The sequence below is a fragment of the Thermobifida sp. genome, from assembly GCF_017577275.1.
Lineage (GTDB): Bacteria > Actinomycetota > Actinomycetes > Streptosporangiales > Streptosporangiaceae > Thermobifida > Thermobifida fusca.
On the sequence record NZ_PITY01000025.1, the window covers coordinates 1 to 25,160 of the forward strand.

Genomic DNA, 25,160 nt, shown 5'->3' on the forward strand with positions numbered 1-25,160 from the left:
TGTTCGACCGCAGTGTTACAGCCACCCGAACAGTATACAGCTTGGATCTATCTAATGTCTGAGGATCGAGAGGGATGGGCTAACCCCACGGCTGAAGCCGGGGGTCTGCGCCCAAGAATTTCGATCAGAACCTGAGGAGACGGCCGAAAGCTCCTACGATTCTCGGGGATAAAAGCGGGTCTCCGTCGGCCTGGGTAGTCCGGAAGCGGAAGAAGAGGAAAACGCGGTCACGCGCTGGAAACCGCCGGCGGCGGCCATGTCCGGCACACCTGACAGGTGCGCTGCCCGCGCGGGATTTCCGGCGTGCAGGGGTCGGACAGCGCGCACTCACCGCCACGTCGAGGAATTCTGGGGTCCGGTACGTCGCACGCCATTGTGGGGATACGCACCAGATTGGTGCGGTGGTACTGCGGATCCGCGGCGGGGCTGCCGGAAACATCACACCTGGGGATGGAGTAACAGCGCATTATTTCCGAGAGAAATGGTCTACATTGTGGGAGCGCTCCCAAAGAGTGATTGGACCACCGACCATGACTGTTTCTCCATCCCCCGCCCCTGTCGCTGACCGAAGCGCCACGAAGCACCCGCCGGTGTGGTGGCGGCGCACGGTAGGTGCCCTTGTGTTCGCACTCGCCTCCGCAGTGATGGCGGTGGCGGCGCTCACCACCGTCTTCGCGCCGGTTGAACTGTTATGGCCGGACGACTCTTTCCCGTTAGCCCCTGGAGCCGTCATCGCCCTTGGGCTTGCGGGACTCCTGGCCCTCATCGGGCTGTGGGGAGTGCTGCGCCAGACCCTGCACAGCCTCGGCGTGCCGCGAAGCGCCGTGTTCACCACCTTCGCGCTGGTCGTCCCCCTGGGATATGCGATCGTGCGGGCCGCGGTGTACGGCACGGTCCTCAGCGTGTGGTGGACGACAGGGCTTTCCGCGGCCTGCGGGGTGGTGGTCTGCCTGGTGGCTGCTAGCCTGCACAAGCGCAGGACAGTGCCGATGATCCTCACCGGGATCACGTTCGCCACCCTCATCGGCGGGGTTGTCACGGAGAGCCAGGTGACGCAGACTGTGCTGCGCGCTGAATACGACCGGTATTCCGCCATCCCGGTGCTCCGCCACCCCGACTGGACGCTCACCAGCGTGGAGCCCCACCCGGAGCAGCAAGACGTCCTCGTGGAATACCGGCACGTCAAGAAGGCGAGCGCCCAGCCGATCCAGCTCTACGTGTACCGTCCTGAGGAGACGAACGGGCGGTACAAGGGGCAGCCTGACGACCACAGGATCTACCAGGTCATCGAATACGACGGCTTCACCGTGCTCAGCGACCCGTTCAGCGGTCCAGTCCTCCACATCCCCCTCGACATCTCCACCCGGGTACAGGTCGTCTGGGAAGGGGCCAGCCAAGAGGACCTGGTTGAGCTAGCCGGGTACATCGGCGCGGCGACCGATGTCGAACGCGCGGAACTCCGCGGCACGATCGGCGCTTCCCGGTACCGGAAAGTGGCGTAAGCACGGCAGCGCCGCGAGGCGCTCTGTGCCCGCTTTCCCTGCCAGCGGCACCGGGGTCCCGTAACGCCGAGCGACGGTCGGCTTCTCTGCGCAATCGTCCAGCACCGACCGGGCATCCCTCGGCACGTGGGGTGCAGCAGAGCTGACCAGTGCCGCGGTCACAGCCTGAGCCAGGGAACGGCAAGCCTGTGCCACGTCCAGAGTATCCAGGGCATCCACGGACAAGGCCCCCTGGTGGGGTGCCCGTCGAGCCGAGGTGTCTCGGCGGGCAGGCACGTCCGGCGACAGTGCAGCGGCCCTGGCCGACACCGATTTCTCAGAGACGACTTATCCGGATGACTCTGGCAGGGAATTCCGTGTCGCGGAACAATTCTGTGTGCGCAGATGTGAAGAAAAGGGATAAGACCGGGCTTTAAGGTGTTGTCTATTGGTGAGGGCGCTGTTACTCTCGGGCAATATTTGTTCTCCAGGTGAGAAAGGCATTCGCTATGCCTGACAAAGAAGAGGAAATGGCTAGCCCGACCGTCCGCTTCGTGGAGAACAGCGAGACGGCAGCGCAAGGCGACCTGCTGGCCGCTGTGCCCATGGGAGACCTAGACACCCTCCTTGCAGGCGAGACCGAGGAGCGTGCCGCACCAGAGGCGGTGCTCCGGGCGTTCGAGCTCTACCTTTCCCAGGAGACGCAGCGGGGATAGCCCCACCAGCGAACCGACAATTCGGTCGATAAGGGGGCGAAAAGCAGGAATAGGAGAGAAAAGGATTTTCTGTACTCTATTGCTGTCCTGTGACGCCCCCGCGACCGGATGTCTTCCCCAGCGGAAGGACATTCCGAATCCGCTGCACCACCCGGGAAACCCGGGGTGCTGAATTGCTCCGGCGCTTCAGCCCAGTCCGAGCGCCCGCAGGCTCGCCGTGGTCGCCGCGGCGATCACCAGCACGAGCAGAAAAGGGACCCGCAGGAGGAGAGCCACCACCGCGGCCGCGATCCCGCCGAGCCGCGGCAGGTCGACGACCAACTGGTTGCCCTCCGCTACGGTTTGCAGGGCGATGAGCGCGGCCAGCAGGGCCACGGGGACAGCCATCGCGAACCGGCGCACCAGCGGGTGGTCGAGAAGCGCACGCGGCGCCGCCATTCCCGCGTATTTGAGCAGATAGCAGCCGAGCCCGGTGGCCACCACGGCGATCCACAACATCATTTCCCGTCCTCCTCCACCGTGGTCTGCGCGGTGTCCGCGGCACGGTCCCCCAAAGCGAGCAGGGCAGCGATCGACGCCAGCAGCACCGGGACGCCCGGCGGCAGCAGGGGAGTCGTGGCCAGTGCGATCGCGGCCCCCAGCAGCGCGATAGCCAGCACGCGGTTCCCTTCCTTCAACCGCGGCCACAGCAGGGCCAGGAAAGTCGCCGGACCCACCACGTCGAGACCGAAAGTCGCAGGGTCGCCGATGCGCTCGGTCGCGATCGCGCCGATCACAGTGGTGGCGTTCCACAAGAGGAACAGGGTGGCGAAAGTCGTGGTGAAGCCGGCGCGGATGTCTGCCCGCCCGTGCTGCGCCAGAGCCACCGCGGTGGTCTCGTCGATCACTCCGTGAGCGGCGAGGGCCCGCGCTGGGCCGCGCCAGCCGAGGAGCTCGCTCATCCGCAGGCCGTACAACGTGTTGCGGAAGCCGAGGAGCAGCGCGCCCACCGCCCCCGCGATGAGGTTTCCGCCTCCAGCCACCACCCCGGCCAGCGCGAACTGGGAGGCGCCGGTAAACGCCAGCAGGCTGAGCACGCACGCCTGGGCAACAGAGAGGCCCGCGGTGGTTGCCGTGGTGCCGAAAGCGAGGCCGGAGAGGCCGACAGCGAGCCCGACCCCGAACCCGTCGCGGACGGGGGGTCGGCGCGCCAGCGCGAAAAGGCGGGACAGCGGGGTTGGACGATTCACGCCAGAGAACCTAGCCGACCCGCAGCCGAAGACAGAAACCTGACCTGGCTATCGCCGCGGCGGGCGAGACCCCGGTGAAACCGCCATAGCGGAGCGTGCGCGCCCGAAGGGGCATCCGGCCAGCGGTCAGGCGTCCCGTCGCGGACCGTACGGGGGAGGAGGGGACAGGATGTATCAATCCCCGAGAATGTGAATTTCATTCGACTTCCCCGGGGTACAGTAGTCCACAGACTTACTCGTAAGTAACATCGTGGTGGTTGCGGCGATTCCCACCGAGTTCACCTGTGACGAAGGGCTAATGACAATCCCATGACGGTCGATGCACACCCGATCGCTGACCTGCCTAACCCGGCCGACTACGGGTTCACCGTGGTCGACCGCCACGAACTCCCCGAGGAACTCCGCACCTTGGTCGCCCAAGTGCGGGAACTGGTCGACGCTGTGGCACACACGGAGGCCGACCCGGACGAACTCGCCGAAGCCAACCGGATCGTCAAAGAACTCACCGGGCGGCTCAACACCCGCCGCCGTCCCGTCGGCGCCATGGTGCGGCAGACGTGGGACGGCGGACGAATCGACTACAACACGATCGCGAACGCGGTGAGCGGCCCCGCCAACCCGATGGCCCCCCTCCAGAACCTGCGCGTCGAAGGCGACGGCCTCTACGGGGAAGTCACCCTCGACAGCTTCTACGAAGGCCCTCCCGGATTCGTGCACGGCGGGTGGGTCGCCGCCCTCCTCGACCAGGTGCTCGGCGAAGCCACCGCTGTCTTCGGCCGCGTCTGCCTGACCGGCAACCTCACCGTCGACTACCGCCGTCCCACACCGCTCAACACGCCGCTGGTCGTCTCCTCGCGGATCACCGGCGTGGAACGCCGCAAAGTGTTCGTCTCCGGGGAGATCCGCTGCAACGGCGAAGTCACCGCGGAAGGCCGGGCCATCATGGTGCAGTTGGAAACCCCGCCTGCCTAGCCCCACAGTCCACCCCCACGTCCCGTGGGCCGGGAAGGCACCCGAAACCAGCACGGGCGAGCCGCCGCACCAACCCACGGCCCCCAGGCAGGCACTCCCAGCCCTGCGCCCCACCCATCCCCACAAACCCCCTGCTGCCCGACCCAGCCACCCCGCCCCGGCAGCAGAGCCCGCGCCCAGTCGGAGACCCTAAGCGTGCGGGCCGGACACCTCGCCACCCCACGGGTGCACCGGCCCACCCAGGCAGCACACCGGCCCCAGCCCCCTGTCTACGCCGCGCTGCGCCCCGTCCTCAGTTCCGAGGCACACTCGAGCCGAGACCGGCATGGGACATCCGCGCATTCCTGTGCCCGCCGCCGGGTAAGCCATCGAACAGCACCCGCAGGGGAGCAGGCGCCTGCCCTGCCAGGCCCGGGAAGCGGCCAGCAGCCGAACAGCGGTGCTCCAACGCCCCGGGGGGCACAGTCCCACGAGGACACCCCTGAGCGAAGCGGCAGTCAGCCCCGAGGTCCCGCCCGCGAAGGCGCGGGATGCCCGAACCCCGCCTCACACGACCGGCAGGCGGCACCCCCTCTGCCGTCAGCGCCGCCTCCCCGCAGCCAGACACGAAGTACGGAACCCGGCCGGCGCTGCCTGCCTACGCCCTGCGGAAACCGCCCCGGCTTCTCCCCCGATCGGCGCACCTAGAAAGATACGCCCATGACCGAACGCATCCTCATCACCGGTGCAGGAGGCCGGATCGGCACCCTGCTGCGCCCCCGCATGGTCCGCCCCGGACGTATCCTCCGCCTGCACGACCGTCGCCCGCTCGAACCCGGGCCGGGCGTGGAGATCGTCACCTGTGATGCGACCGACCTGGACGCGATGACCGAGGCGATGGACGGGGTGGACGCCGTAGTCCACCTGGCTGCCCGCAGCACCGAAGCGCCGTGGGAAGAAATCCTGCACACCAACATCCACGGCGGATACGTGGCAGTAGAAGCGGCCCGCCGGGCCGGAGTCACCCGCATGGTGCTGGCCAGCTCCAACCACGCCGTAGGATTCCACCCCCGTGCTGCGGGCACCGCCCCCGACTACCTGTTCCCCCGACCCGACACCTACTACGGGGTCAGCAAAGTCGCCCTGGAAGCCCTGGGCAGCCTGTACGCCGACCGCTACGGCATGGACATCATCTGCCTGCGCATCGGCTACTGCGGACCCCACCCCTTCGGCCGCCACGGGCTGGCCACCTGGCTGTCCCCCGACGACTGCGCGAACCTCGTCGAAGCCTGCCTGCGCGCGCCCTCCCCGGGATTCCGGGTGGTGTGGGGCGTCTCCGACAACACCCGGCGCTGGTGGTCCCTGGACGAGGCCCGTGCCCTGGGATACACCCCCCGCGACGACGCTGAAGTGTTCGCCGACAAGTGGGAAGGGGACGCTCCGGAAGAAGACCTCGACCCCGAAGGGCCCACCGTCGGCGGTCTCTTCTGCGAACCCGACCTGGACGCCGACCGCCTCACCTAGCCGGACATCCGCCCACCCGCGGGCACTCCAGGACCACGCCGGGATTTCTCCCCGCACCCATGTGAGAAAAGTGGGCGGTTTGGGAAGTGGCGGCCGGTAAGTGAGTGCCTGACTGGTTTGCGTTCGGGGGGACTTTCATGGCGGTTTCTGGTGAACTGGGCACGGTTCCCTACGCCCTCGTCGACGACGTCGAAAGCACCGACGAACCCGAGGAAGAGCCGGAGCAGATCGGCGGGCACCGGATCGTCGAACGGATCGGCACCGGAGGCGCCGCGGCGGTCTACGCCGCCCTCGACTCCGCAGGCCACTGGGTGGCAGTCAAAGTCCTCCACCCGATGGTCGCCGCCAACACCACTTGCCGGAACCGGTTCGCCCGCGAAGTCGCCCTGCTGAGGGAGGTCGCCGACACGTACACGGCCCCGCTCCTCGACGCCGACATCCACACCGAGCGGCCCTGGCTGGCCATGCGCTACATCGCAGGCCCCACCGTGGGCCGCCGCGTCGACGCGGAAGGACCGCTCATGGGGGTAGAGCTCCTCGAGTTCGCCGCCGGGCTGGCCGAAGCGGTCGCGGCCCTCCACCGTGCCGGGATCGTGCACCGCGACCTCAAACCCGGCAATGTCCTCCTCGCCGGAGACGGCCCGAAGATCATCGACTTCGGGATCGCCCGGCGCACCAGCGAAACCGGCGACGCGGACAGCGGCAAGATCCTCGGGTCCCCCGGGTGGATCAGCCCAGAACAGTTCCACCACCGCGTTCCCGGACCCGCCGCCGACGTCTTCGCCTGGGGCGGCCTCGTCGCCTACGCCGCCACCGGGCGGCGGCCGTTCGGATCCGGCACACTGCGGCAGACCGTGGAACGCGTCCTCCACGGGGAAGCCGACCTGCGCGGCACCCCCAGCCTGCTGCTGCCCTGGGTGCAGGCCGCCTTGGACACCGACCCGGACCGCAGGCCCGCGGCAGCGGAACTCGCCGCAGCAATCCGCGCCCTCCGGGACGGGCACCAGCCCGTTCACGACGCGAGAAGCTGGGCTTCGATCAGCTCCCGGTAGAGGTCGTCGATGAGAAGCAGGTCGGTGTGTCTGCCCACGGCCCGAATCCGGCCGCCTTCCACAACCGCGATCCGGTCCGCGTCCACCACCGTCGACAACCGGTGCGCGATGATGATGACCGTCGTCGTCTTCGCGATAGCGACGACCACGTCCCGCAGCGCGGTCTCGTTGGTCGCGTCCAACTGCGACGTCGCCTCGTCCAACAGCAGCAGCCGGGGCCGCCGCAGCAGGGCCCGGGCGATCGCCACCCGCTGGCGCTCACCCCCCGACAAGGTGGTGCCCCGGTGGCCGACCTGCGTGTCCAACCCGTCCGGCAGCCGCTCCACGAGAGAGGTGAGCCGGGTGAGTTCCACGACCCGCCGGATCTCTTCTTCGTCGGCGTGTGGGGCCGCAAAGCAGAGGTTGTCGCGCAGCGTGCCCGCCAGGATGGGGGCGTCCTGCTCCACGTAGCCGATCATGGACCGCAGCCGGACCAGCGGAATGTCGCGCACGTCGACGCCGTCGATGGCGACCACGCCCTCATGCGGATCGTAGAACCGCTCCACCAGGGAAAACAGCGTAGTCTTCCCTGCCCCGGAGGGGCCCACCAGTGCGGTCAGCCCGCCCGCGGGCACGTCCAGCGTCACATTCCGCAAGGTCCACGGCCCGTCCTCGCGGTACCGGAACGACACCCCGGTGAACGAGACCGAAGCCGCGGAGGTCGCGGCCGGGGTGCGCCGCGGCGGTACGCCGATGTGCTCCACTGGGAGCTGCTCCACTTCCGCGATGCGGCGCATCGCAGCCAGCCCGCTCTGCAGGCTGCTGACCGCCTGCGCCAGTTGGGCGACGAAACCGGTGAGCCGCATCAGGTAGAGCAGGAACGCGATCAGCTCGGAGACGTCGATCGCCCCCATCGCTACCCGGGCGCCGCCTGCCCCCAGCACCACGAGGAACGCGGCCTGCGACGTGACGACAACAGCGACGTTGGTCGCCGCGGTCCACGCCGCGGAACGCACCCCTTCCCGCCACGCGGTCCGCACCGCGGCCTTGGCCGCGCTGATCTCCCGCCGCTCCGCTGAGCTGGCTTTGAGCGTGCGGAACGCGCCCAGTGCGCGCTCCACCAGCGCGCCCACCTCGCCCACAGCCCGCTGCGAACGTTCGTTGGCCCTGCGGATCGGCGGCATCATCACGGCCGACCCCACCCCGATCACCCCGATCACGGCCAGGCACACCAGCAGCAGCGGCAGGTCGATCCAGGCCATGAGCACGATCGAGCCGATCGCGACCAGCAGCGCGCTCCCGGAGTCGACCAGGGCCTGGCCGGCCGCGGAACGGATGTAGGTGGTGTCGGACGTCACCCGGGAGAGCAGGTCGCCGGGCTTGAGCCGGTCGAGCTCGGGCACGCGGAGCAGCAGAATGTGGGAGACCAGGCGTCTCCGGGCCGCGGCGACCATGCTCTCGGCGGTGCGGTGCAGCACATAGGAGCTCAGCCCGGCAAGCGCGGCCCCGCCGACGACCAGCACGGTGAGCAGGGCCAGCAGCCAGCCCAGCGGGGACCCTTCTCCTAGTGCGTCCACCACGGCCATGGCCACCAGCGGCTCAGCCAGGGTGCCGATACCGCCGAGCAGTCCGAGGAGCGCACCGAAGGCCACGGCCCGGCGGTGCGGCCACAGGTGGGCGACGAGCAGGCGCAGGGAGCGGGGAGGAGACAGAGGCACGGCAGGGTCAGTCCACGGTGATCAGACGGCTGAAGTAGTCGTAGCCGACGCCTTCTTCCACGAGGCGTCCTTCGGCCTCCACCCAGGCGTGTCCGATGAACGGCGGGCGGCGGGGAACCCCCACACACCAGGTGGCCCAGGTGCCGCGCATCCGGCACAGCAGTGCGATAGCCAGCGAACGCTGCAGGCAGGCCCGCAGTCCGGCGCAGCGCAGGCTGACCGCGAGCACCGCGTCCCGGGCGGCTTTGGCCTCTTCGTAGGTGGCGGGCCGCACCTCGCCCCGGAGACGCAGCAGGGTAGCGCGGATCCGCTCCGGGGGTTTGCGGGCCAAGAGCCGGGCCGCTCCCACCGCGCAGCGCGCCGCCCACTTCGTCCGCCACGACAGGCGCACGTTGCTGCGCTGCAGCACTACGTTCTCGCTCATGGCAGCGCCATCCCGTTCTCTTTCAGGCTGGTGACGAGCGCGGCGATGTCGCGTTCCGCGTCGGTCCGCTCCACCTCGTATTCGCTGGTGAGGAACTGGGCCACGTCGGCGGGGGAGTGCCCGTCCAGCAGCCGCTGCACGATCAGCGCCGCGGTGTCGTTGAGCTGCCAGTACTCACCGCTGCGGCCGTCCAGCAGCACCATGCCGTAGTCGGTTTGCGCGACTGAGATCTCGGGACGTAGCCGGAATTCAGCTCCTGTTGTCTCCACCGTTTGCTCCTTGGAGGACACGTTCGCGGGACCGCAGCCACAGCTCGACGGTGAGGGTGAGCTCCATGCCCCAGTCCGGGCCCCGGAACGAGTAGGGCTGTTTGACCCGTTCCACGAGCACGTCGGGGTGGATGAGCCCCAGTTCCGCCAGTCGGGACTCCCGCCATATCTGGATGATGCGATCGCGTTGTTCGGTGAACCCCTCCGCAGCGAGCGGAGTGCCGTCGGTCTTCGACTGGCGGGTCAAGAACTCCGCGGGGAGGAGGGAAGCCATGGCCGTTTTCATGAGGGACTTGAATTCGAACGGGTTCATCCGGCCTTCGTGGCGCACCTGAAGGCAGGCCTCCACCACGCGGTCGTCGAGGAACGGCGATTCCATGCGGGGCAGGTCGCTGCTGCCGAGCTGGTGCAGCAGTCGCAGGTCGCGGCCGGCCGCGCGGATCGCGGCCAGGTCAGCGTGCCTGCCTCGGGTCGGGGCGAGAGGCTCCAGCGACTCCAGGACCGCGTCGAAGCGGGCCAGCACGCGCTCGCGCGCCTCGGCGGTCAGCCACGGCCCGCACTTGGGCAGGACGTCCCATCCGAACAGGGAGCGGCGCGGCGGTTCTCCCGTGGCGATGGAGTGCCGGATATCGGCAAGCCATGCGCGGAGGTCACGGCGGTCAGCGAGCGAAGCGAAGGTCTCTGACAGCGACAGTCCCGCCAGGAGGCGGTGGCCGCGGATGAGCGGCAAGGCAGTCCACGGCCGCTGCCAGAGCAGATCGTGGTAGAGGCTGAGCGATCCGGTGAGGAGCTGGTCGCCGCCCAGGCCGTCCATGTGCAGGCGGGAGCCGTGGGCGCGGGCCGTGTGCAGCCGGCTCAGAATGCGCGGCGTGCTCAACATGGCCACGGACGGTTCGTCCAACAGGGGGAACTCCCCGTCGAGGCCAGCGTAGAAGCCGGGGATGTCCTCGGGGGAGAGCACCACGTGCTCCACCGAGGGAAAGGACTGGTGGGCGATCTTCGCCCAGCGGAGATCATCGTCCGTGTCAAGGCCGCTGCTGAAGGTCAGGGCGACGACTTTGGCCGGGCCGCGAGCGGCCAGGGCGCAGAGGGGAGTGGAGTCGAGCCCGCCGGACAGGTCGGCGCTAACCACTCCGCCACCGCGGGTGCGGGTGTCCACGGCTCCGGCCAGGGCAGTGCGCAGCAGGGGAGCTGCGGCGGTGACGTCGAGTTCCGCTTCCGGGGGATGCCACCACTGGACGACCCGGTGGCGGCCGTCATGCAAGCCGAGGCTGAGGTAGTGCCAGGCGGGGACGTGCTCCACCCCGGGCCATGGGGGCAGCTCGCTGAGCGGGTAGGGCAGGCCGTTGAACATCCGCAGCGCGAGCACGTCCGGGTCGGGGGAGACGCCGAGTACCGCGGCGAGCACGTCGGAGCGGTCCGCGGCGATTCGGGCTGTACCGACGTGGGCGTGGAAGACTCGGCGGAGCCCGGACACGCTTCCTTGGATCCGCATCTGGTCGCCGACGACCACGACCAGGTGAAAGCTGCCGTCCAGGGTGCGCGCGAGGCGGTCGAACTGGGCCACGTCGTCGATCTGGGCGAGTTCCGCACGCAGCCGCTCAGGCTCAGCCGAACAGTGTCCGATCACGGCGAGGCGGCGCTCCCCGGCCTCGACCAGCAGGAGCTGGTCGGCGGGGAGCGCGCCTACAAGCCAAGGGCGTCCCGAAGGGTGGGACGCCAGCGTCTGGGCTGCCGGAAGGCGGTCGGTTGCCTGCCCGAGAACGTCCTTATCAGGGAAAACAGCGAAGTAAGGACTGATGCAACCGACCACTGGTCCTCCGGCGAGAATGACAGATATTTTTGTGTGGAATTCCTACTATCTATCAGATGAAGCGCGGGAAGACGAAGATCAGCTCGAGGCCCCATTCCGCGGTGTACCAGCCGGTGGCCTCCTTGAATTCGCCGACCTTAGCGAGCTGCGGAGCGGTGTACTTCTTCTTTTCCATCTCTACCTCTCCTTTGGAATAGCCGTATCGGAGTGAGCGCTCTGTGTAACTGCCGGCACGTGGCACAAAGGTTAGGGGATCTAGTGACATATGGCAACAGATGAGGTCAGAAAGGATTGGTAAGACGTTTAAAGGAGAAAAAGACCGCGTGGTCTGTCGGATAACGTCCCGGTGAAGACGATCGTTTCTGCTGCTCAAAACGGATTTTATTGGGGTGCTGTCCGGTCTGCGGTTGCGTGTGGGGCGCGGGGGAGAGGTCTGATGAGCGAGGTGTTTCGCCCCGGGATGCGTGCGGGTTCTGCCCTGGAGTGTGGGATCCGCCGATCCGGCGCTGACCACTGATTTCGTGCAGTTGAGAACAAAAAAGAACGGGCGCTAGAGAGAGGTGGGGTGAAAAAAGATTGCCGCCCGGCTGCCAGAAGAAGACCTTGTGCAGGAATAGATCCGAAAGTATTTGAATATTCAAAGACGAGGGGAAGAATTTTTCGGGATTTCTCTGGTCTAGCGAAAAGGTTTTCGCAGGAAGAACAGGGGGTGCGGGCCGCTGTGGCCGGGGGCACACCGGTTTTTCTGTTGAAGAGGCGGGCCGGCGGTGGTATGTCACCCTGTCTCCCCCGCAGGGGATACGCTCAAGGCGGTACGACCCGGAGAAGACAGGTGGGAGCCGGTCATGGGGCGCACACTCGCCGTGGGAGCAGTGGTCTTCGGCGGAGTCACCCTGCTCGGGGTGCCGCTCGGGCTGCTGTGGTGGCTGATCGCCCCGCGCCCCGAGGCGACCGTCACCTCGCAAGGGCTCGCCTACTACCCGCTCTCCCAGACCTGGTTCGCGGTCGACGGCTACTACTCGATCATGATGCTGGTCGCCGGACTGGTGGTCGGCTACACCTGCTACCTCCTTCAGCAGCGGATCTCGCACCGCCACCGCCTGGACCTGCGACTGGCCACCCTGCTCGGCCTCGCCGCGGGGACCGTGGCGGGCTCCTTCACCGCCTGGGGAGTGGGGGCTGGACTCGACTTCCACGCCGCAGAACGCGCGCTGGCCCTGGCCGCCCCGGGTGACGTCGTCCCCGCGGGTCTGACCTTGCGGGCCCACAGCGCGCTGCTCCTGTGGTCGTTCAGCGCCGTCCTCCAGTACGGCCTGTTTGAAGCGCTCATGCTCCGTCAGAGCGACAAGGCCCGCGAGGCCGAGAAGACCGCGGAAGAGGCGGCCGCCCCGCAGGAAGGCCGCCCCAGCGCTGCCTAGACGGCGGGAGTGCTCCACCCAGCCGAGGCCCCGACGGGCGAGCTACAGCTCTTCATCGTCGGAGAGGTCATCCTCCGCGAGGATGCGGTAGACGCTCTTGCGCGCCTTGACCAGCAGTTGCTTGACTCGCTCCACCTGGGCGTCGGTGCCTACCTGGGAGACCTGGGCCACCGCCGCGGTCAACTGGGAGGCGAGTGACGCCAGCTCCAGATGCCGGGCGTGGGTCTCCTCGTACTCTTGCGCGGCGCTCTCCCACGGCGGGGTCAGCTCCGCAGCGTGCTCGGCAACGTAGGCGTGGCCCTGCTCTGTCAGCTCATACGGGCGGCGACGGCCCACGCCGGTAGCGGCGAGCGTGACGAGGCCTTCGCTTTCCAGCTGCTGCAGCACCGGGTAGACCGAGCCGGGGCTCAGCCGCCACACTCCGTTGCTGCGCTCGCGGCCCTCCTTGATGATCTCGTAGCCGCTCATCGGCCGTTCAGCCAGGAGCAGCAGGATGCCGGTGCGCACGTCGCCGCGCCGGGCGCGCATGCCGCGGCCGCCCCGGGGACCATGGAACTCGAAGGGGCCCCGCGGGCCGCCGAAGGCCGGGCCGCCGGGCGGCGGCCACGGGCCGGGGGGAATCGGCGGCGGGAAACCGCCGTGGTGGGCGAAGTGCCATCCGTGGTGGTGGCCAGCGTGACGACGTGCGCGGCAGCCCGCAGCCTGGCGGAAGAAACTGCCCGGCCCGACCGTGCGCCACCCCGCAGGTATCGCCATAGCGACCATCGTCCCCTCCTCTCCGAACACATAAGACAGTCTTTTGACTATCGACATTTAAACGATATATCGGATATCGATCGCTGGCAATGCCTGGGAGGGAAGAGTTCACTGGCCGTAGCAGGGGTCAGGGACGCTCACCGGGCGGCCGGTCCCGGTGGTGCCCGTCCCGCGGCGGGGGAGACGGCAGCGGCGGGATCTCCCCGCGCGTCATCCAGTTGCCCCGCCTCCCGTCCCACCCGAAGTCGCCCCCCACCCCCCGGTCCACGGCGCCGAAGGAGGAGGCGCAGGCCGTGGCGAAGGCGATCAGCCGCCCCACCCGAGGCGACCCCAGCGCCAGAGCCTTGCCCGCCCGCAGCCCGCGCAGCCCCACCACCGCGGTCGCCTGCAGCAGCGCCCGCACATCCCGGCGCGTTGCCAGCTCCGCACGGGCCTCCGCCAACAGCACGTCCCCGGCAACGGTGCGCGGCCCCAGCCTGCCCCCGGTCGCCCAGTAGGCCGCGTACGACACGAACCAGCCCCCGAACAGCACCGCGGCAACCAGCGACTCCGCCCGCGAAAACCCGCCCACCGCCCCGCTCACCGCAACCACGAGCGCTGCCATCCCGACCGCCCCCAGCCCGCCCGCAGCGCGGAACGCCACATGCAGCAGGAAGGGATAGCCCAGCAACACGACCAGCAGCAGCGGGACAAGAGAACGGTTCGCCGGTGCCGACGACACCGTCCACCCCACCAGGAACCCCGCGGCCAGCACCGTCACGGCCCCTAGCACCAACTGGGACAGCCACGCGGCCCTGCGGAGCACGGCCATGGCGCGCAACCGCTCCGGCGGCAGGAACAATCCGAGGCGGCGCAGCCGCCACAGCACAGCAGTGATCGCATCCCCGCACGTCGCTGCGGAGACCAACCGGTCCACTGCGAGGGGGCGGTTGACCGCGAGGCGGACGGAGAGCGCCCGCACGAACGGGGAATCCGACAGGCCGGGCGGAGCTGGAGCAGACTGCTGCGCGACCCCGGCCACCATGCCCGGACCCCACGCGGTGATCCGCCCAGTGAGGAACAGCTCGGCTACCGCGACCTCCCCCACCCGAGGGCGTCCCCCCGCAAGCAGGGCGAGTTCGTACGGGTCGAGTTCATCCACACCCACCGGGGGACGCCGCGGACCGGACGCCCGCACCTGCGAATAACGGATCCGAGTCGCCGCATAACAGAACGTGATGAGCAGGTAGTGCAGCACCGTGCCCCACACGATCGCGGCGACCATCGCGGACTCCTCGCCTGTCCTGTGTCAACCGGATATTGATCACAGTAGGCTGGTCCGCCGCGTCTGGAAAGAGCGGCACGCCCCGCAGGCCCCAACCCCGCACCCCGCCGGTCAGTTCAGGTTGATCACCTGGTGCGGGAAGCGCCCCGCAGGAAGCAACCGCAACGCAGAAAGCACCCGGTTTTCTCGCCGGAGCAGCTCCACGGCGCGGGCCAACCGCTCCGCCGCGGAGTCGGCCTCCAACAGCGCCTGCTTGTCCGGCATATCCAGCACGATGGCGTCGGCCAACGCGTAGGAGGCCGCCACCGGATCCTTAGGAAGGTCCGTGTCGTCGGCCACGATGATCCCAATCCGGTCGAGACGCTCCAAGTACACCGCGAAGTGGTGGGCGGCGCGCTCCCGCCACACCTCGGCCTCCTCGCCGACCTCCTCCGCCAGCGGCACCGTCTGCGCCCGCAGGTAGGGCGTGGTCCCATCCGGGGCGAGCCACTCCACCGCCCGGAAACGCTCCACCCCCGTGACCACGAGGTCGACACTCGAATTGGGACGGCGCTGCACCGTGCTGATCTCGGCGGTGCACCCCACGTCGGCCCACTGGTGCGCTGCTTTCTCCCCGACCTCGTGGCCCAGGGTGATGCCGACGACCCCGAACCGGCGGGGCTGGTCTGCCGGCAGGCTGAGCAGGTCGTTCACCAGGGTCAGATAGCGGTCCTCGAACACGTGCAGGGCCATGGTCATCCCAGGGAAGAGGACCGAGCCGAGTGGAAAGAGCGGCAACGTGGTGGACATCGTCCCAGTATGCCCGGCCGTGGCGGACGGTACGCGCCCGCAGACCGGGCCTGCCGCGGCGCGCCGAGACTCGACAACTCCCCGGCAACAGCAGTGCGGACCAGGCGGCCCTCCGCCGCGGCAGCGCTCTACGACGAGGAGCCGTCCCGCCTCGCGCTGTCCAGGACAGGAGACCCAGGGGAGCGCTGCCCCAGGCGCTGCGGTGCGGCACCACCCCTACAATGAGGTCCGTGATCTCCCGAATCGATCTTCGAGGCAACCCCGCAGACCCGCGCGCATCACTGCCGCGCGCTGAGATAGACGTCGCGTCCGCAGTCGAAAAAGTCCGACCCATCTGCGAAGACGTACGCCATCGCGGGGTTGAGGCGTTGATCGAGCTAGGGGAGCGCTTCGACGGCGTGCGCCCCGCCCACATCCGGGTGCCCGCCGACGCGCTGGAAACCGCCCTCGCCGGACTTGACCGGACCGTGCGCGCCGCACTGGAAGAGGCGATCCGCCGGGCCCGCATCGTCCACCGCGACCAGCGCCGCACCGACACCACCACCCGGGTCGTGCCCGGAGGAACCGTCACCGAACGCTGGGTGCCCGTCGACCGGGTCGGGCTGTACGTGCCCGGTGGCCGTGCCGTCTACCCCTCCAGCGTGGTCATGAACGTCGTGCCCGCCCAAGAAGCCGGGGTGCCCTCCCTCGCCGTGGCCTCCCCGCCGCAGGCCGAATTCGGTGGACTGCCGCACCCCACCATCCTGGCGGCCTGTGCCCTGCTCGGCGTAGACGAGGTGTACGCCGTGGGCGGTGCCCAGGCCATCGCCATGTTCGCGTACGGTGCGGGCGAGTGCGCTCCCGTCAGCATGGTGACCGGCCCCGGAAACATCTGGGTCGCCGCCGCCAAACGCCTCCTCAAAGGCATCATCGGCATCGACTCCGAGGCAGGGCCGACCGAGATCGCCATCCTCGCCGACGACACCGCCAACCCCGCCTACGTGGCAGCGGACCTGATCAGCCAGGCCGAACACGACGTCGTCGCCGCCTCGGTCCTCGTCACCCCGTCAACCGCCCTCGCCGACCGCGTGGAAGCCGAACTCGCGCGCCAGGTTCCCGCCGCCAAGCACCGGGAACGCATCACCCAGGCCCTGGGCGGCCCCCAGTCCGGCATTGTCCTCGTCGACGACATCGACCACGGCCTGGACGTCGTCAACGCCTATGCCCCCGAACACCTGGAGGTCATGACCGCCGACGCCCAGTCCGTTGCCGCCCGCGTCCGCAACGCGGGAGCGATCTTCATCGGCGACCACTCTCCGGTGTCGCTGGGAGACTACTGCGCGGGTTCCAACCACGTGCTCCCCACCGGCGGGGTGGCCGTCCACTCCTCGGGACTGAGCGTGCAGAGCTTCCTGCGCGGCATCCACGTCGTCGAATACGACCGTGCCGCACTGGCCGAAGTCGCCCACCACGTGGTGGCCCTCGCCGAAGCCGAAGACCTGCCCGCGCACGGTGCGGCTGTCACCGCGCGCATCCCCCGGGAGGAACAGCAGGCGTGAGCGACTTCGGACACACCGGATTCAGCATCGACGACCTGCCGCTCCGCGACGACCTGCGCGGCCAGGCCCCCTACGGCGCCCCCCAGTTGACGGTGAAAGCGGTCCTCAACACCAACGAGAACCCGTACCCGCCGTCCCCGGAACTGGTGGAGGCGATCGGCCGTGCCGCCGCGGAAGCCGCCGTCGGCCTCAACCGCTACCCCGACCGCGAAGCAACCGCCCTGCGCCAGGCCCTCGCCGACTACCTCGGCCACGGGGTGGACGCCGCCAACGTGTGGGCAGCCAACGGCTCCAACGAGATCCTCCAGCAGATCCTGCAGGCGTTCGGCGGGCCCGGGCACAAAGCCCTAGGGTTCGAACCGTCCTACTCCATGCACCCGATCATCGCGCGCGGCACCGCCACCGAATGGGTGTCGGTCCCCCGCACCGCAGACTTCGACGTGGATGCGGACGCCGCCGTCGCCGCGGTCAAAGAACACGAGCCGTCCGTCGTCTTCCTCACCTCGCCCAACAACCCCACCGGGACCGCGCTCCCGCTGGCCACGGTGGAGGCGATCGCTGCAGCCGCCCCCGGTGTCGTCGTCGTGGACGAGGCGTACGCCGAATTCCGCCGGGAAGGGACCCCCAGCGCGCTGTCGCTGCTGCGCACCTACCCCAACGTCATCGTGTCGCGCACCATGTCCAAGGCGTTCGCCATGGCAGGGGTCCGCTTGGGCTACCTGGCCGCGCACCCGGCTGTCGTCGACGCCCTGCAACTGGTGCGGCTGCCCTACCACTTGTCGACCGTGACCCAGGCGGTAGCCTTGACTGCCCTGCGGTACGCCGACGAACTGCTGAGTGCGGTCGCCACCCTCCGCGCCGAACGCGACGCCCTCGTCGACTGGCTGCGCGCCCACGGCTTCGAGGTCGCCGACTCCGACGCCAACTTCGTCCTCTTCGGGCGGTTCCCCGACCGCTCGGCGGTCTTCCAGCACCTTCTGGACCAGGGGGTGCTCATCCGGGAAGTGGGACCGCCCGAATGGCTGCGGGTCACCGTCGGCACCCCCGAGGAGATGGCGATCTTCCGAGAGGCGTTGCTCACGGCGACGGGGCGCGCCTGACCGCGGTCCTTGCCTGACAGATAGATTCGATATCCGGCGGATGTGTATCGCCACGACGAGGAGAACCAGCCCATGAGCCGCATCGGCCGCGTCGAACGCGCCACCAACGAGACCAAGGTTTTCGTCGAGGTCAACCTCGACGGCACCGGTGCCGCCGACATTTCCACCGGCGTCGGTTTCTACGACCACATGCTCCACCAGATCGCCAAGCACGGACTGTTCGACCTGACCGTGCGCACCGAAGGCGACCTGCACATCGACGCCCACCACACGATGGAGGACACCGCCCTCGCCCTGGGGGCGGCGTTCCGGGAAGCCCTCGGCGACCGGAGCGGGATCCGCCGCTTCGCCGACGCCAAAGTCCCCTTGGACGAGGCGCTCGCCGAAGTCACCGTCGACATTTCGGGCCGCCCCTACCTGGTGCACTCCGAACCCGAAGGCATGGCCCCGATGATCGGCCGGGACTACGACACCACGATGACCCGGCACATCTTCGAGTCCTTCGTCGCCCAGGCGCGGATCACCCTGCACGTCCACGTGCCCTACGGGCGCATCCCCCACCACATCGTGGAATGCCAGTTCAAGGCAGTGGCCCGCGCGCTGCGGTCCGCCTGCGAACGCGACCCCCGCGTCACCGGGGTGCCGTCCACCAAGGGCACGCTGTGAGCACAGCGATCATAGGGGTGTTGCTGATCGGCCTCAGCGGCCTGCTCGTCGGCGGCACCCTGTCCCTGTGGAAGATCAACCGGGTCATCGCCGCAGGGTTGGCTGTCTGCGCACTCCTCGCCCTTATCGCCGGAGTGCTCCGCCTCGGCTACTTCTGACCGTCCACACAGGAAGGCTCGTCCATCCGTGCAGCCACGCGTTGTCATCCTCGACTACGGATCGGGAAACCTCCGTTCCGCGCAGCGGGCCGTGGCGCGCGTCGGCGCCCACGCCACGATCAGCAGTGACCCGCACACCGCGTTGGAAGCCGACGGGCTCGTCGTCCCCGGAGTGGGGGCGTTTGCAGCGTGCATGCGCGGACTGCGTGCGCTCCGCGGCGACCGCGTCATCGGCAAACGCCTCGCCGGAGGCCGGCCCGTCCTCGGTATTTGCGTGGGCATGCAGATCCTGTTCGAACGGGGAGTCGAAAACGACGTCGTCACCGAAGGCTGCGCGGAATGGCCCGGCACCGTGGAACGGCTCGACGCTCCCGTCATCCCCCACATGGGCTGGAATACCGTGGACGCGCCCGCGGAATCCGCCATGTTCGCCGGAATCGACAAAGACACGCGCTTCTACTTCGTCCACTCCTACGGCGTGCGCACCTGGGAGATGCAGACCACAAGCCCGCACCTGAAACCGCCGCTGGTTACCTGGTCCACCCACGGCACCCCGTTCGTGGCGGCCGTGGAGAACGGTCCGCTGTGGGCCACCCAGTTCCACCCGGAGAAATCCGGGGACGCGGGCGCCCAACTGCTCGCCAACTGGGTGGCGACACTGTAGCGCCCCTGTGCTCGTACGCCCGTGAAAGGTTCACCACCATGGCGCCCATCCTTGAACTCCTTCCCGCCGTCGACGTCGCCGGCGGCCAGGCAGTCCAACTCGTCCAGGGCAAAGACGGAACCGGCGGCCGGTACGGCGACCCACTCAACGCCGCGCTGACCTGGCAGAACGCCGGAGCCGAGTGGATCCACCTCGTGGACTTGGACGCTGCGTTCGGCCGCGGCCACAACCGGGAACTCCTCGCCTCCATCGTCGGCAAGCTCGACATCAAAGTGGAACTGTCCGGAGGGATTCGCGACGACGAGTCGCTGAACGCAGCCCTGGCCACCGGCTGCCACCGCGTCAACATCGGCACCGCCGCGCTGGAAAACCCCGACTGGTGCGCCAAGGTCATCGCAGAACACGGCGACCGGGTCGCGATCGGTCTGGACGTCCGCGGCACGACCCTGGCCGCGCGCGGCTGGACCCGCGACGGCGGCGACCTCTACGAGACCCTGGAACGGCTGGAAGCTGCGGGCTGCGCCCGCTACATCGTCACCGACGTCAACAAGGACGGCACCCTCAAAGGCCCCAACCTCGACCTGCTGCGGGACGTGTGCTCCCGCACCGACAAGCCGGTCGTCGCCAGCGGCGGTATCTCCAGCCTCGACGACCTGCGCGCACTGGCCGCGCTCGTGCCCGAAGGGGTGGAAGGCGCCATCATGGGCACCGCCCTGTACGAGGGCGCGTTCACCCTGGAAGAAGCCCTGGCTACCGTGCGCGAGGTTGCCCAATGAGCCTGGCAGTACGCGTCATCCCCTGCTTGGACGTGGATGGGGGCCGGGTCGTCAAAGGCGTCAACTTCCAGAACCTGCGGGACGCGGGCGACCCGGTGGAGCTGGCCCGGCGCTACGACGCTGAAGGCGCCGACGAGCTGACGTTCCTCGACGTCACCGCGTCCAGCAGCAACCGCGAGACCACCTACGACGTGGTGCGCCGCACCGCCGAGCAGGTGTTCATCCCCCTCACCGTGGGGGGAGGGGTGCGCAGCACCGAGGACGTCGACCGGCTCCTGCGCGCCGGAGCAGACAAGGTCAGCATCAACACCGCGGCCGTGCGGCGGCCCGAACTGATCCGCGAAATCGCCCAGGAGTTCGGCAGCCAGGTCCTCGTGCTCTCCGCGGACGTGCGCCGCACCGTCAACGGCACGGCCACCCCCAGCGGTTTCGAGATCACCACCCACGGGGGCCGCCAAGGGACCGGCATCGACGCGGTCGAATGGGTGCAGCAGGCTGAAGAGCTCGGGGCCGGGGAGATCCTGCTCAACTCCATGGACGCCGACGGCACCAAGTCCGGCTTCGACCTGGAGCTCATCCGCGCAGTCCGGAAAGCGGTGAACGTGCCGCTCATCGCCAGCGGGGGAGCGGGCGCGGTCGAACACTTCGCCCCCGCCGTGGACGCGGGCGCCAATGCGGTCCTCGCCGCCAGCGTGTTCCACTTCGGGGAGATCACCATCAGCGACGTCAAAGCCGAGCTGCGGGCCAAAGGCTACCCGGTGCGCTGACCCGCGGGCCGCACCTGGACTGTTCCCTGCCGGTGGGGGGACGGGAGCGCGCTACCGTCCCCCCACCGGCATGCCATGCCGCGGCCGCATCCGGACAGCAGCAGCCGCACACCCCGTCGAACACCGGACCCGTCTGCCCAGCTCATCGAGCTAGAACCGGGGGAGCGGGGCAGTCCCGGCAGGAGCGGCACGGCCAGCCCAAGCCCTCGGACTGGAATAAGTTCGGCAATCCCCGGCGCTGAACCTGACCGGTGCACCCTGACGGTCCGGTAGGTACGGTGAGGAACCGTTGCGCCTGCCAGGGGAGCACTGCACACCACGACAACACAACGGGGGGATGAATGGCGCAGGGGCCAGCCGCAGCGAAGCCCGACGTCAGCTCTCGAGTCTTCACCGAGGGGATGCGCATCCTGTGGATCGCCATCCGCACGGAACCGTGGGTCTTCAGTGCCGCCGTGGCCGGTGCAGTCCTCTACGCGGTCGCCGCTGTCGCCTCAGCCTCCGTCCTCGGCGCCGTCGCCGAACAGGTCATCCTGCCCGCCATCATGGAGCAGCGCACCACCGTGGCCGCGGTCGCCACCGCGTCCGCGGTCGTGTTCGCGGTCGGCTTCCTCAAAGCCCTCGGACTGGGGGCGCGCCGCTTCTACGCCGGGCTCATGCAGTACCGCATGCAGGCGCGCTACCGGCGCGCGGTCGCCCGCCGGTACCTGGAACTCCCGCTGGCCTGGCACCAGCGGCACCCCGCAGGGCAGCTCCTGTCCAACGCCAACGCCGACGTTGAAGCGACCTGGCAGCCGCTTGCCCCGCTCCCCATGGCCGTGGGCAGCACCGCCATGCTGGTGATCGCCGCGGGGGCGATGCTCGCCACCGACCTCGTGCTCGCCCTGGTGGGCTTCGTCGTCTTCCCGCTCCTCGCCATCGCCAACCTCGTCTTCCAGCGCCGCGTGTCCCCCGCAGCCACCCACGCGCAAGCCCTGCGCTCCCAGGTGAGCGAGGTCGCCCACGAGTCCTTCGACGGCGCACTCGTCGTCAAGACCCTGGGCCGCGAAGACATGGAGACGGAACGGTTCACCCGGGCCGCGGAACGCCTCCGCGACGCCCAGATCCGCGTGGGCCGGATGCGGGCCGCATTCGACCCGCTGCTGGAGGCACTGCCCAACCTGGGCGTGCTCGTGGTGCTGCTCATCGGGTTGATCCGCTTGCAGCGGGGCGACGTCACCGCAGGCGACATCGTCCAGATCGCCTACCTGTTCACCCTGCTGTCGCTCCCGATCCGCTCCCTGGGCTGGCTGCTCGGGGACCTGCCCCGCAGCGTGGTGGGCTGGCGGCGGGTCAGCGCAGTGCTCAACGCGCAAGGAGGCACCGACTACGGCAAGGAACGGCTGCACGGCGAGGGCGGCCTGGCGGTAAGCGTCCGCAACCTCAGCTTCTCCTACGCCGACACCTCCCCCGCCGACCTCGGCCGGGACACCCTGGAAGGCGGACGCGGCCTGGACGCGACCGGAAACGAAGAAACACCACGCATCACCGTGCTGCGCGACGTCACCCTGGACCTGGCGCCGGGGAAGGTGACCGCCCTGGTCGGCCCCACCGGGTCCGGGAAGTCCACCCTCACCATGTTGCTGGCCCGCCTCGTCGACCCCGACCACGGCGACGTCCTGGTGAACGGGGTGGACGCCCGCCGCTACGCCCCCGGGGAACTCGCCCGCGCTATCGCGCTCGTGCCGCAGACGACGTTCATCTTCGACGACACTGTCCGCGACAACATCACCCTGGGCTTGGACGTCGACGACACCGAAGTCTGGCAGGCCCTGCGCCTCGCCCACGCCGACTCTTTCGTGGCGGCCCTGCCCCAAGGGCTCGACACGCGGCTGGGGGAGCGCGGCACCAGCCTGTCCGGCGGGCAGCGGCAGCGCCTCGCCCTGGCCCGCTCCCTGGTGCGCCGACCCCGACTGCTCATCCTGGACGACGCGACCTCCGCGGTCGACCCCCAGGTCGAAGCCCGGATTCTCGGCGGGCTACGGGAAGCCGACCTGGCGGGAGCCACCGTCGTGGTCGTGGCCTACCGCCGGGCCACTATCGAACTCGCCGACGAAGTCGTCTACCTCGAACAAGGCACAGTCCGCGACCGGGGCACCCACGAAGAGCTGCTGGCCCGCTCCCCCGGATACCGCCGTCTCGTCACCGCCTACGAGCAGGCTGCCCAACGGCGCGCTGCCGCCGCGTCCCGATCCGCCGACCAGGAGGCTGTCCGATGAGCGCCCCGACCCGTACCCGGACTTCCCCCGCCCAGGCCCCCGCGGAGGCTTCCACGCCTGCGCCCACCGCGCCCGCCCTGCACCGGTCTACCGAGTCAGCGTGGGCCACTCTGCGCCGCGGGGTCGCCCTGTCCCCCGAATTCACTCGCGGCCTGCCGGTGACCGTGGCCCTCGCCGTGGTGGCGACCCTCGGCAAAGTGATCGTGCCGCTCGCCGTCCAGCAGATCATCGACAACGGGCTGCTCGCCGAAGGCGGACCCGACATCGGCTTCGTGGTGGCCACGGTCGCGCTCTGCACAGCCCTGGTCGTCGTCACCGCGCTGTGCTCCTACCTGATGAACGCGCGCCTCTACCAGTCCACCGAATCCGGGCTGGCCACGCTGCGCCGCACAGCGTTCCGCCACGTGCACGACCTGTCGGTGCTCACCCAGAACAGTGAACGCAAAGGCGCCCTGGTCTCCCGCGTCACCAGCGACGTCGACCAGATCAGCACCTTCATGCAGTGGGGCGGCATCCTGCTCATCGTCAGCACCGGCCAGTTGGCGATCGCCACCGTGCTCATGGCCGTGTACTCCTGGCAGTTGACCCTGCTGGTGTGGGTGTGCTTCCTGCCCCTGCTTTTCGGGGTGCGCTGGCTGCAGCGGCTGCTCTCCAAGGCCTACCTGAAAGTCCGGGAACGCACGGGGGAGATGCTCGGCGTCATCGGGGAGACCGTGGTGGGCGCCGCGGTGATCCGCGCCTACGGCACCGAGGAGCGCACGGCGCGGCGCATCGACCGGACCGTACTGGCCACCCGCAACGCCCAAGTCAAAGCCCAGCGCCTCTCCATGGCGGTCTCCCCGCTGGCCGAGCTCGTCTCCGCGTTCACCTACGCGGTCGTCATCGCGGTCGGTATCTGGCTGGGGGTCATCGGCTCGCTCACCGCGGGACAGCTCGTGGCCTTCCTGTTCCTCATCAACCTGTTCGTCGCCCCCATGACGATGGCCACCGAGATCTTCAACGAAGCCCAGAACGCGATCGCGGGCTGGCGACGGGTCCTGGGGGTCCTCGACACCGAACCCGACATCGCGGATCCGGGAGCCTCCGGCACCCCCCTGCCGCACGGCCCGATCTCCATCCGCTTCGACCACGTCAACTACGCCTACCCCGGCGGCCCCCGCGTGCTCGACGACATCACCGTGGAGATCGCCCCGGGCAGCCGTGTCGCCGTGGTCGGGGAGACCGGTTCCGGCAAGACCACCTTCGTCAAACTCCTTACCCGGCTCATGGACCCGGACGAAGGCAAGATCCTGCTCAACGGGGTGAACCTGCGCGAAGTGGCGTTCTCCTCGCTGCGCTCCCGCGTGGTGCTGGTCCCCCAGGAAGGGTTCCTGTTCGACAGCACTCTGGCCGACAACATCCGCTTCGCTCGGCCTGAGGCCACCGACGAGCAGATCACCGAGGCGATCACCCAGTTGGGGCTCAGCGAATGGCTGGCGGGCCTACCGCACGGCCTGGCCACGCCCGTGGGGCAGCGCGGCGAGTCCCTGTCCGCGGGGGAGCGGCAGCTCGTTGCCTTGATCCGGGCCTACATTGCCGACCCCGATCTGCTCATCCTGGACGAGGCCACCTCGGCGGTCGACCCGGCCACGGAGGTCCGCATCCAGCACGCCCTGGACCTCCTCACCCGGGGCCGCACTTCGGTGGCGATCGCGCACCGGCTGCCCACCGCGGAGGCCGCCGACGAAGTGCTGGTCTTCGACCGCGGCCGGATCGTCCAGCGCGGCACCCACGCCGAACTGGTCGCCCGTCCCGGCGTGTACGCGGACTTGCACGCCTCCTGGGTGCGCAGCTCCGCGTGAGCAGCCTGC

At 69.1% G+C, this 25,160-nt stretch carries 26 protein-coding genes and 1 pseudogene; 15 read left to right on the top strand and 12 right to left on the bottom strand.

The annotated features are described in order from the left end of the window. Window positions 1-620: 620 nt before the first annotated feature. Both CW348_RS12660 and CW348_RS12665 read left to right on the top strand, forming a co-directional pair. Window positions 621-1,502: a hypothetical protein gene (locus tag CW348_RS12660; protein WP_104612997.1), complete on the top strand. Its 882-nt coding sequence runs from the start codon at window positions 621-623 to the stop codon at window positions 1,500-1,502. A 509-nt stretch (window positions 1,503-2,011) separates the two neighbouring features. Next, window positions 2,012-2,197, top strand: a complete 186-nt coding sequence (locus CW348_RS12665) for a hypothetical protein (RefSeq protein ID WP_227480842.1) — start codon at window positions 2,012-2,014, stop codon at window positions 2,195-2,197. Window positions 2,198-2,383: 186 nt separating this feature from the next. Here the strand turns inward: CW348_RS12665 and CW348_RS12670 are convergent, their stop codons facing one another. Both CW348_RS12670 and CW348_RS12675 read right to left on the bottom strand, forming a co-directional pair. Continuing rightward, window positions 2,384-2,698: an AzlD domain-containing protein gene (locus CW348_RS12670; RefSeq protein WP_011291584.1), complete on the bottom strand. Its 315-nt coding sequence runs from the start codon at window positions 2,696-2,698 to the stop codon at window positions 2,384-2,386. Further along, complete coding sequence (locus CW348_RS12675; protein ID WP_061783576.1) at window positions 2,695-3,426, bottom strand: AzlC family ABC transporter permease; 732 nt, start codon at window positions 3,424-3,426, stop codon at window positions 2,695-2,697. Before CW348_RS12675 ends, CW348_RS12670 begins: the two co-directional genes overlap by 4 nt. A 309-nt stretch (window positions 3,427-3,735) precedes the next feature. Between CW348_RS12675 and CW348_RS12680 the strand changes: the two genes are divergently transcribed. The 3 genes from CW348_RS12680 (at window position 3,736) to CW348_RS12690 (ending at window position 6,953) form a co-directional block, all read left to right on the top strand. Continuing rightward, the gene (locus tag CW348_RS12680; RefSeq protein ID WP_011291586.1) at window positions 3,736-4,398 is read left to right on the top strand and encodes a PaaI family thioesterase; all 663 of its coding nucleotides are present in this window, start codon (window positions 3,736-3,738) and stop codon (window positions 4,396-4,398) included. 699 nt (window positions 4,399-5,097) lie between these two features. Then, window positions 5,098-5,901: an NAD(P)-dependent oxidoreductase gene (locus CW348_RS12685; RefSeq protein WP_104612996.1), complete on the top strand. Its 804-nt coding sequence runs from the start codon at window positions 5,098-5,100 to the stop codon at window positions 5,899-5,901. A 137-nt stretch (window positions 5,902-6,038) separates the two neighbouring features. Further along, on the top strand, window positions 6,039-6,953 hold the full coding sequence (locus CW348_RS12690) for a serine/threonine-protein kinase (RefSeq protein ID WP_278459682.1): 915 nt from the start codon (window positions 6,039-6,041) through the stop codon (window positions 6,951-6,953). Here the strand turns inward: CW348_RS12690 and CW348_RS15985 are convergent. From CW348_RS15985 to CW348_RS12720, 7 genes and pseudogenes are all read right to left on the bottom strand, one after another. Further along, window positions 6,914-7,798 (bottom strand): ABC transporter ATP-binding protein, encoded by an 885-nt coding sequence (locus tag CW348_RS15985; RefSeq protein ID WP_370492657.1) that lies wholly within the window; start codon window positions 7,796-7,798, stop codon window positions 6,914-6,916. The genes CW348_RS12690 and CW348_RS15985 overlap by 40 nt on opposite strands. Continuing rightward, window positions 7,799-8,620, bottom strand: a pseudogene (locus CW348_RS15990) (ABC transporter ATP-binding protein); the annotation flags it as partial. 37 nt (window positions 8,621-8,657) lie between these two features. After that, entirely contained in the window at window positions 8,658-9,074 is a 417-nt protein-coding gene (locus CW348_RS12700) for a lasso peptide biosynthesis B2 protein (protein ID WP_011291590.1), read from the bottom strand. After that, the gene (locus tag CW348_RS12705) at window positions 9,071-9,343 is read right to left on the bottom strand and encodes a lasso peptide biosynthesis PqqD family chaperone (protein WP_011291591.1); all 273 of its coding nucleotides are present in this window, start codon (window positions 9,341-9,343) and stop codon (window positions 9,071-9,073) included. The genes CW348_RS12700 and CW348_RS12705 overlap by 4 nt, the downstream gene beginning before the upstream one ends. After that, a complete protein-coding gene (locus CW348_RS12710; RefSeq protein WP_104612995.1) occupies window positions 9,324-11,156 on the bottom strand; it encodes an asparagine synthase-related protein in 1,833 nt (610 codons plus the stop codon). Before CW348_RS12710 ends, CW348_RS12705 begins: the two co-directional genes overlap by 20 nt. A 52-nt stretch (window positions 11,157-11,208) precedes the next feature. Next, complete coding sequence (locus tag CW348_RS12715; RefSeq protein WP_255266122.1) at window positions 11,209-11,331, bottom strand: hypothetical protein; 123 nt, start codon at window positions 11,329-11,331, stop codon at window positions 11,209-11,211. Between the two features lie 106 nt (window positions 11,332-11,437). Then, window positions 11,438-11,935 carry a hypothetical protein gene (locus CW348_RS12720; RefSeq protein WP_287463849.1) on the bottom strand — a complete coding sequence of 166 codons (498 nt, stop codon included), beginning with the start codon at window positions 11,933-11,935 and terminating at the stop codon, window positions 11,438-11,440. A gap of 66 nt (window positions 11,936-12,001) precedes the next feature. Between CW348_RS12720 and CW348_RS12725 the strand changes: the two genes are divergently transcribed. Further along, complete coding sequence (locus CW348_RS12725; protein WP_011291593.1) at window positions 12,002-12,574, top strand: hypothetical protein; 573 nt, start codon at window positions 12,002-12,004, stop codon at window positions 12,572-12,574. A 42-nt stretch (window positions 12,575-12,616) separates the two neighbouring features. Here CW348_RS12725 and CW348_RS12730 read toward each other — a convergent pair whose 3' ends face one another. From CW348_RS12730 to CW348_RS12740, 3 genes are all read right to left on the bottom strand, one after another. After that, window positions 12,617-13,339: a PadR family transcriptional regulator gene (locus CW348_RS12730; RefSeq protein WP_181140051.1), complete on the bottom strand. Its 723-nt coding sequence runs from the start codon at window positions 13,337-13,339 to the stop codon at window positions 12,617-12,619. 118 nt (window positions 13,340-13,457) lie between these two features. Next, a complete protein-coding gene (locus tag CW348_RS12735; RefSeq protein ID WP_287463852.1) occupies window positions 13,458-14,594 on the bottom strand; it encodes a TIGR04222 domain-containing membrane protein in 1,137 nt (378 codons plus the stop codon). 111 nt (window positions 14,595-14,705) lie between these two features. Continuing rightward, complete coding sequence (locus CW348_RS12740; RefSeq protein ID WP_011291596.1) at window positions 14,706-15,383, bottom strand: LON peptidase substrate-binding domain-containing protein; 678 nt, start codon at window positions 15,381-15,383, stop codon at window positions 14,706-14,708. Between the two features lie 230 nt (window positions 15,384-15,613). Here CW348_RS12740 and hisD point away from each other — a divergent pair, with 230 nt between their 5' ends. The 9 genes from hisD (at window position 15,614) to CW348_RS12785 (ending at window position 25,151) form a co-directional block, all read left to right on the top strand. After that, on the top strand, window positions 15,614-16,921 hold the full coding sequence (hisD, locus tag CW348_RS12745; protein WP_038043568.1) for a histidinol dehydrogenase: 1,308 nt from the start codon (window positions 15,614-15,616) through the stop codon (window positions 16,919-16,921). Then, window positions 16,918-18,021: a histidinol-phosphate transaminase gene (locus tag CW348_RS12750; RefSeq protein WP_011291598.1), complete on the top strand. Its 1,104-nt coding sequence runs from the start codon at window positions 16,918-16,920 to the stop codon at window positions 18,019-18,021. The genes hisD and CW348_RS12750 overlap by 4 nt, the downstream gene beginning before the upstream one ends. Window positions 18,022-18,093: 72 nt before the next feature. Further along, window positions 18,094-18,687, top strand: coding sequence for an imidazoleglycerol-phosphate dehydratase HisB (gene hisB, locus CW348_RS12755; protein ID WP_011291599.1), 594 nt, complete (start codon window positions 18,094-18,096; stop codon window positions 18,685-18,687). Next, window positions 18,684-18,845, top strand: coding sequence for a hypothetical protein (locus CW348_RS12760; RefSeq protein ID WP_011291600.1), 162 nt, complete (start codon window positions 18,684-18,686; stop codon window positions 18,843-18,845). Before hisB ends, CW348_RS12760 begins: the two co-directional genes overlap by 4 nt. A gap of 28 nt (window positions 18,846-18,873) precedes the next feature. Beyond that, complete coding sequence (gene hisH / locus CW348_RS12765; RefSeq protein ID WP_011291601.1) at window positions 18,874-19,509, top strand: imidazole glycerol phosphate synthase subunit HisH; 636 nt, start codon at window positions 18,874-18,876, stop codon at window positions 19,507-19,509. A 38-nt stretch (window positions 19,510-19,547) separates the two neighbouring features. Continuing rightward, complete coding sequence (gene priA, locus CW348_RS12770) at window positions 19,548-20,285, top strand: bifunctional 1-(5-phosphoribosyl)-5-((5-phosphoribosylamino)methylideneamino)imidazole-4-carboxamide isomerase/phosphoribosylanthranilate isomerase PriA (protein WP_011291602.1); 738 nt, start codon at window positions 19,548-19,550, stop codon at window positions 20,283-20,285. Further along, entirely contained in the window at window positions 20,282-21,052 is a 771-nt protein-coding gene (gene hisF, locus CW348_RS12775; protein WP_011291603.1) for an imidazole glycerol phosphate synthase subunit HisF, read from the top strand. The genes priA and hisF overlap by 4 nt, the downstream gene beginning before the upstream one ends. A 341-nt stretch (window positions 21,053-21,393) precedes the next feature. Next, a complete protein-coding gene (locus CW348_RS12780) occupies window positions 21,394-23,310 on the top strand; it encodes an ABC transporter ATP-binding protein (RefSeq protein ID WP_038043579.1) in 1,917 nt (638 codons plus the stop codon). Continuing rightward, on the top strand, window positions 23,307-25,151 hold the full coding sequence (locus CW348_RS12785; RefSeq protein ID WP_104612993.1) for an ABC transporter ATP-binding protein: 1,845 nt from the start codon (window positions 23,307-23,309) through the stop codon (window positions 25,149-25,151). Before CW348_RS12780 ends, CW348_RS12785 begins: the two co-directional genes overlap by 4 nt. Window positions 25,152-25,160 lie beyond the last annotated feature (9 nt).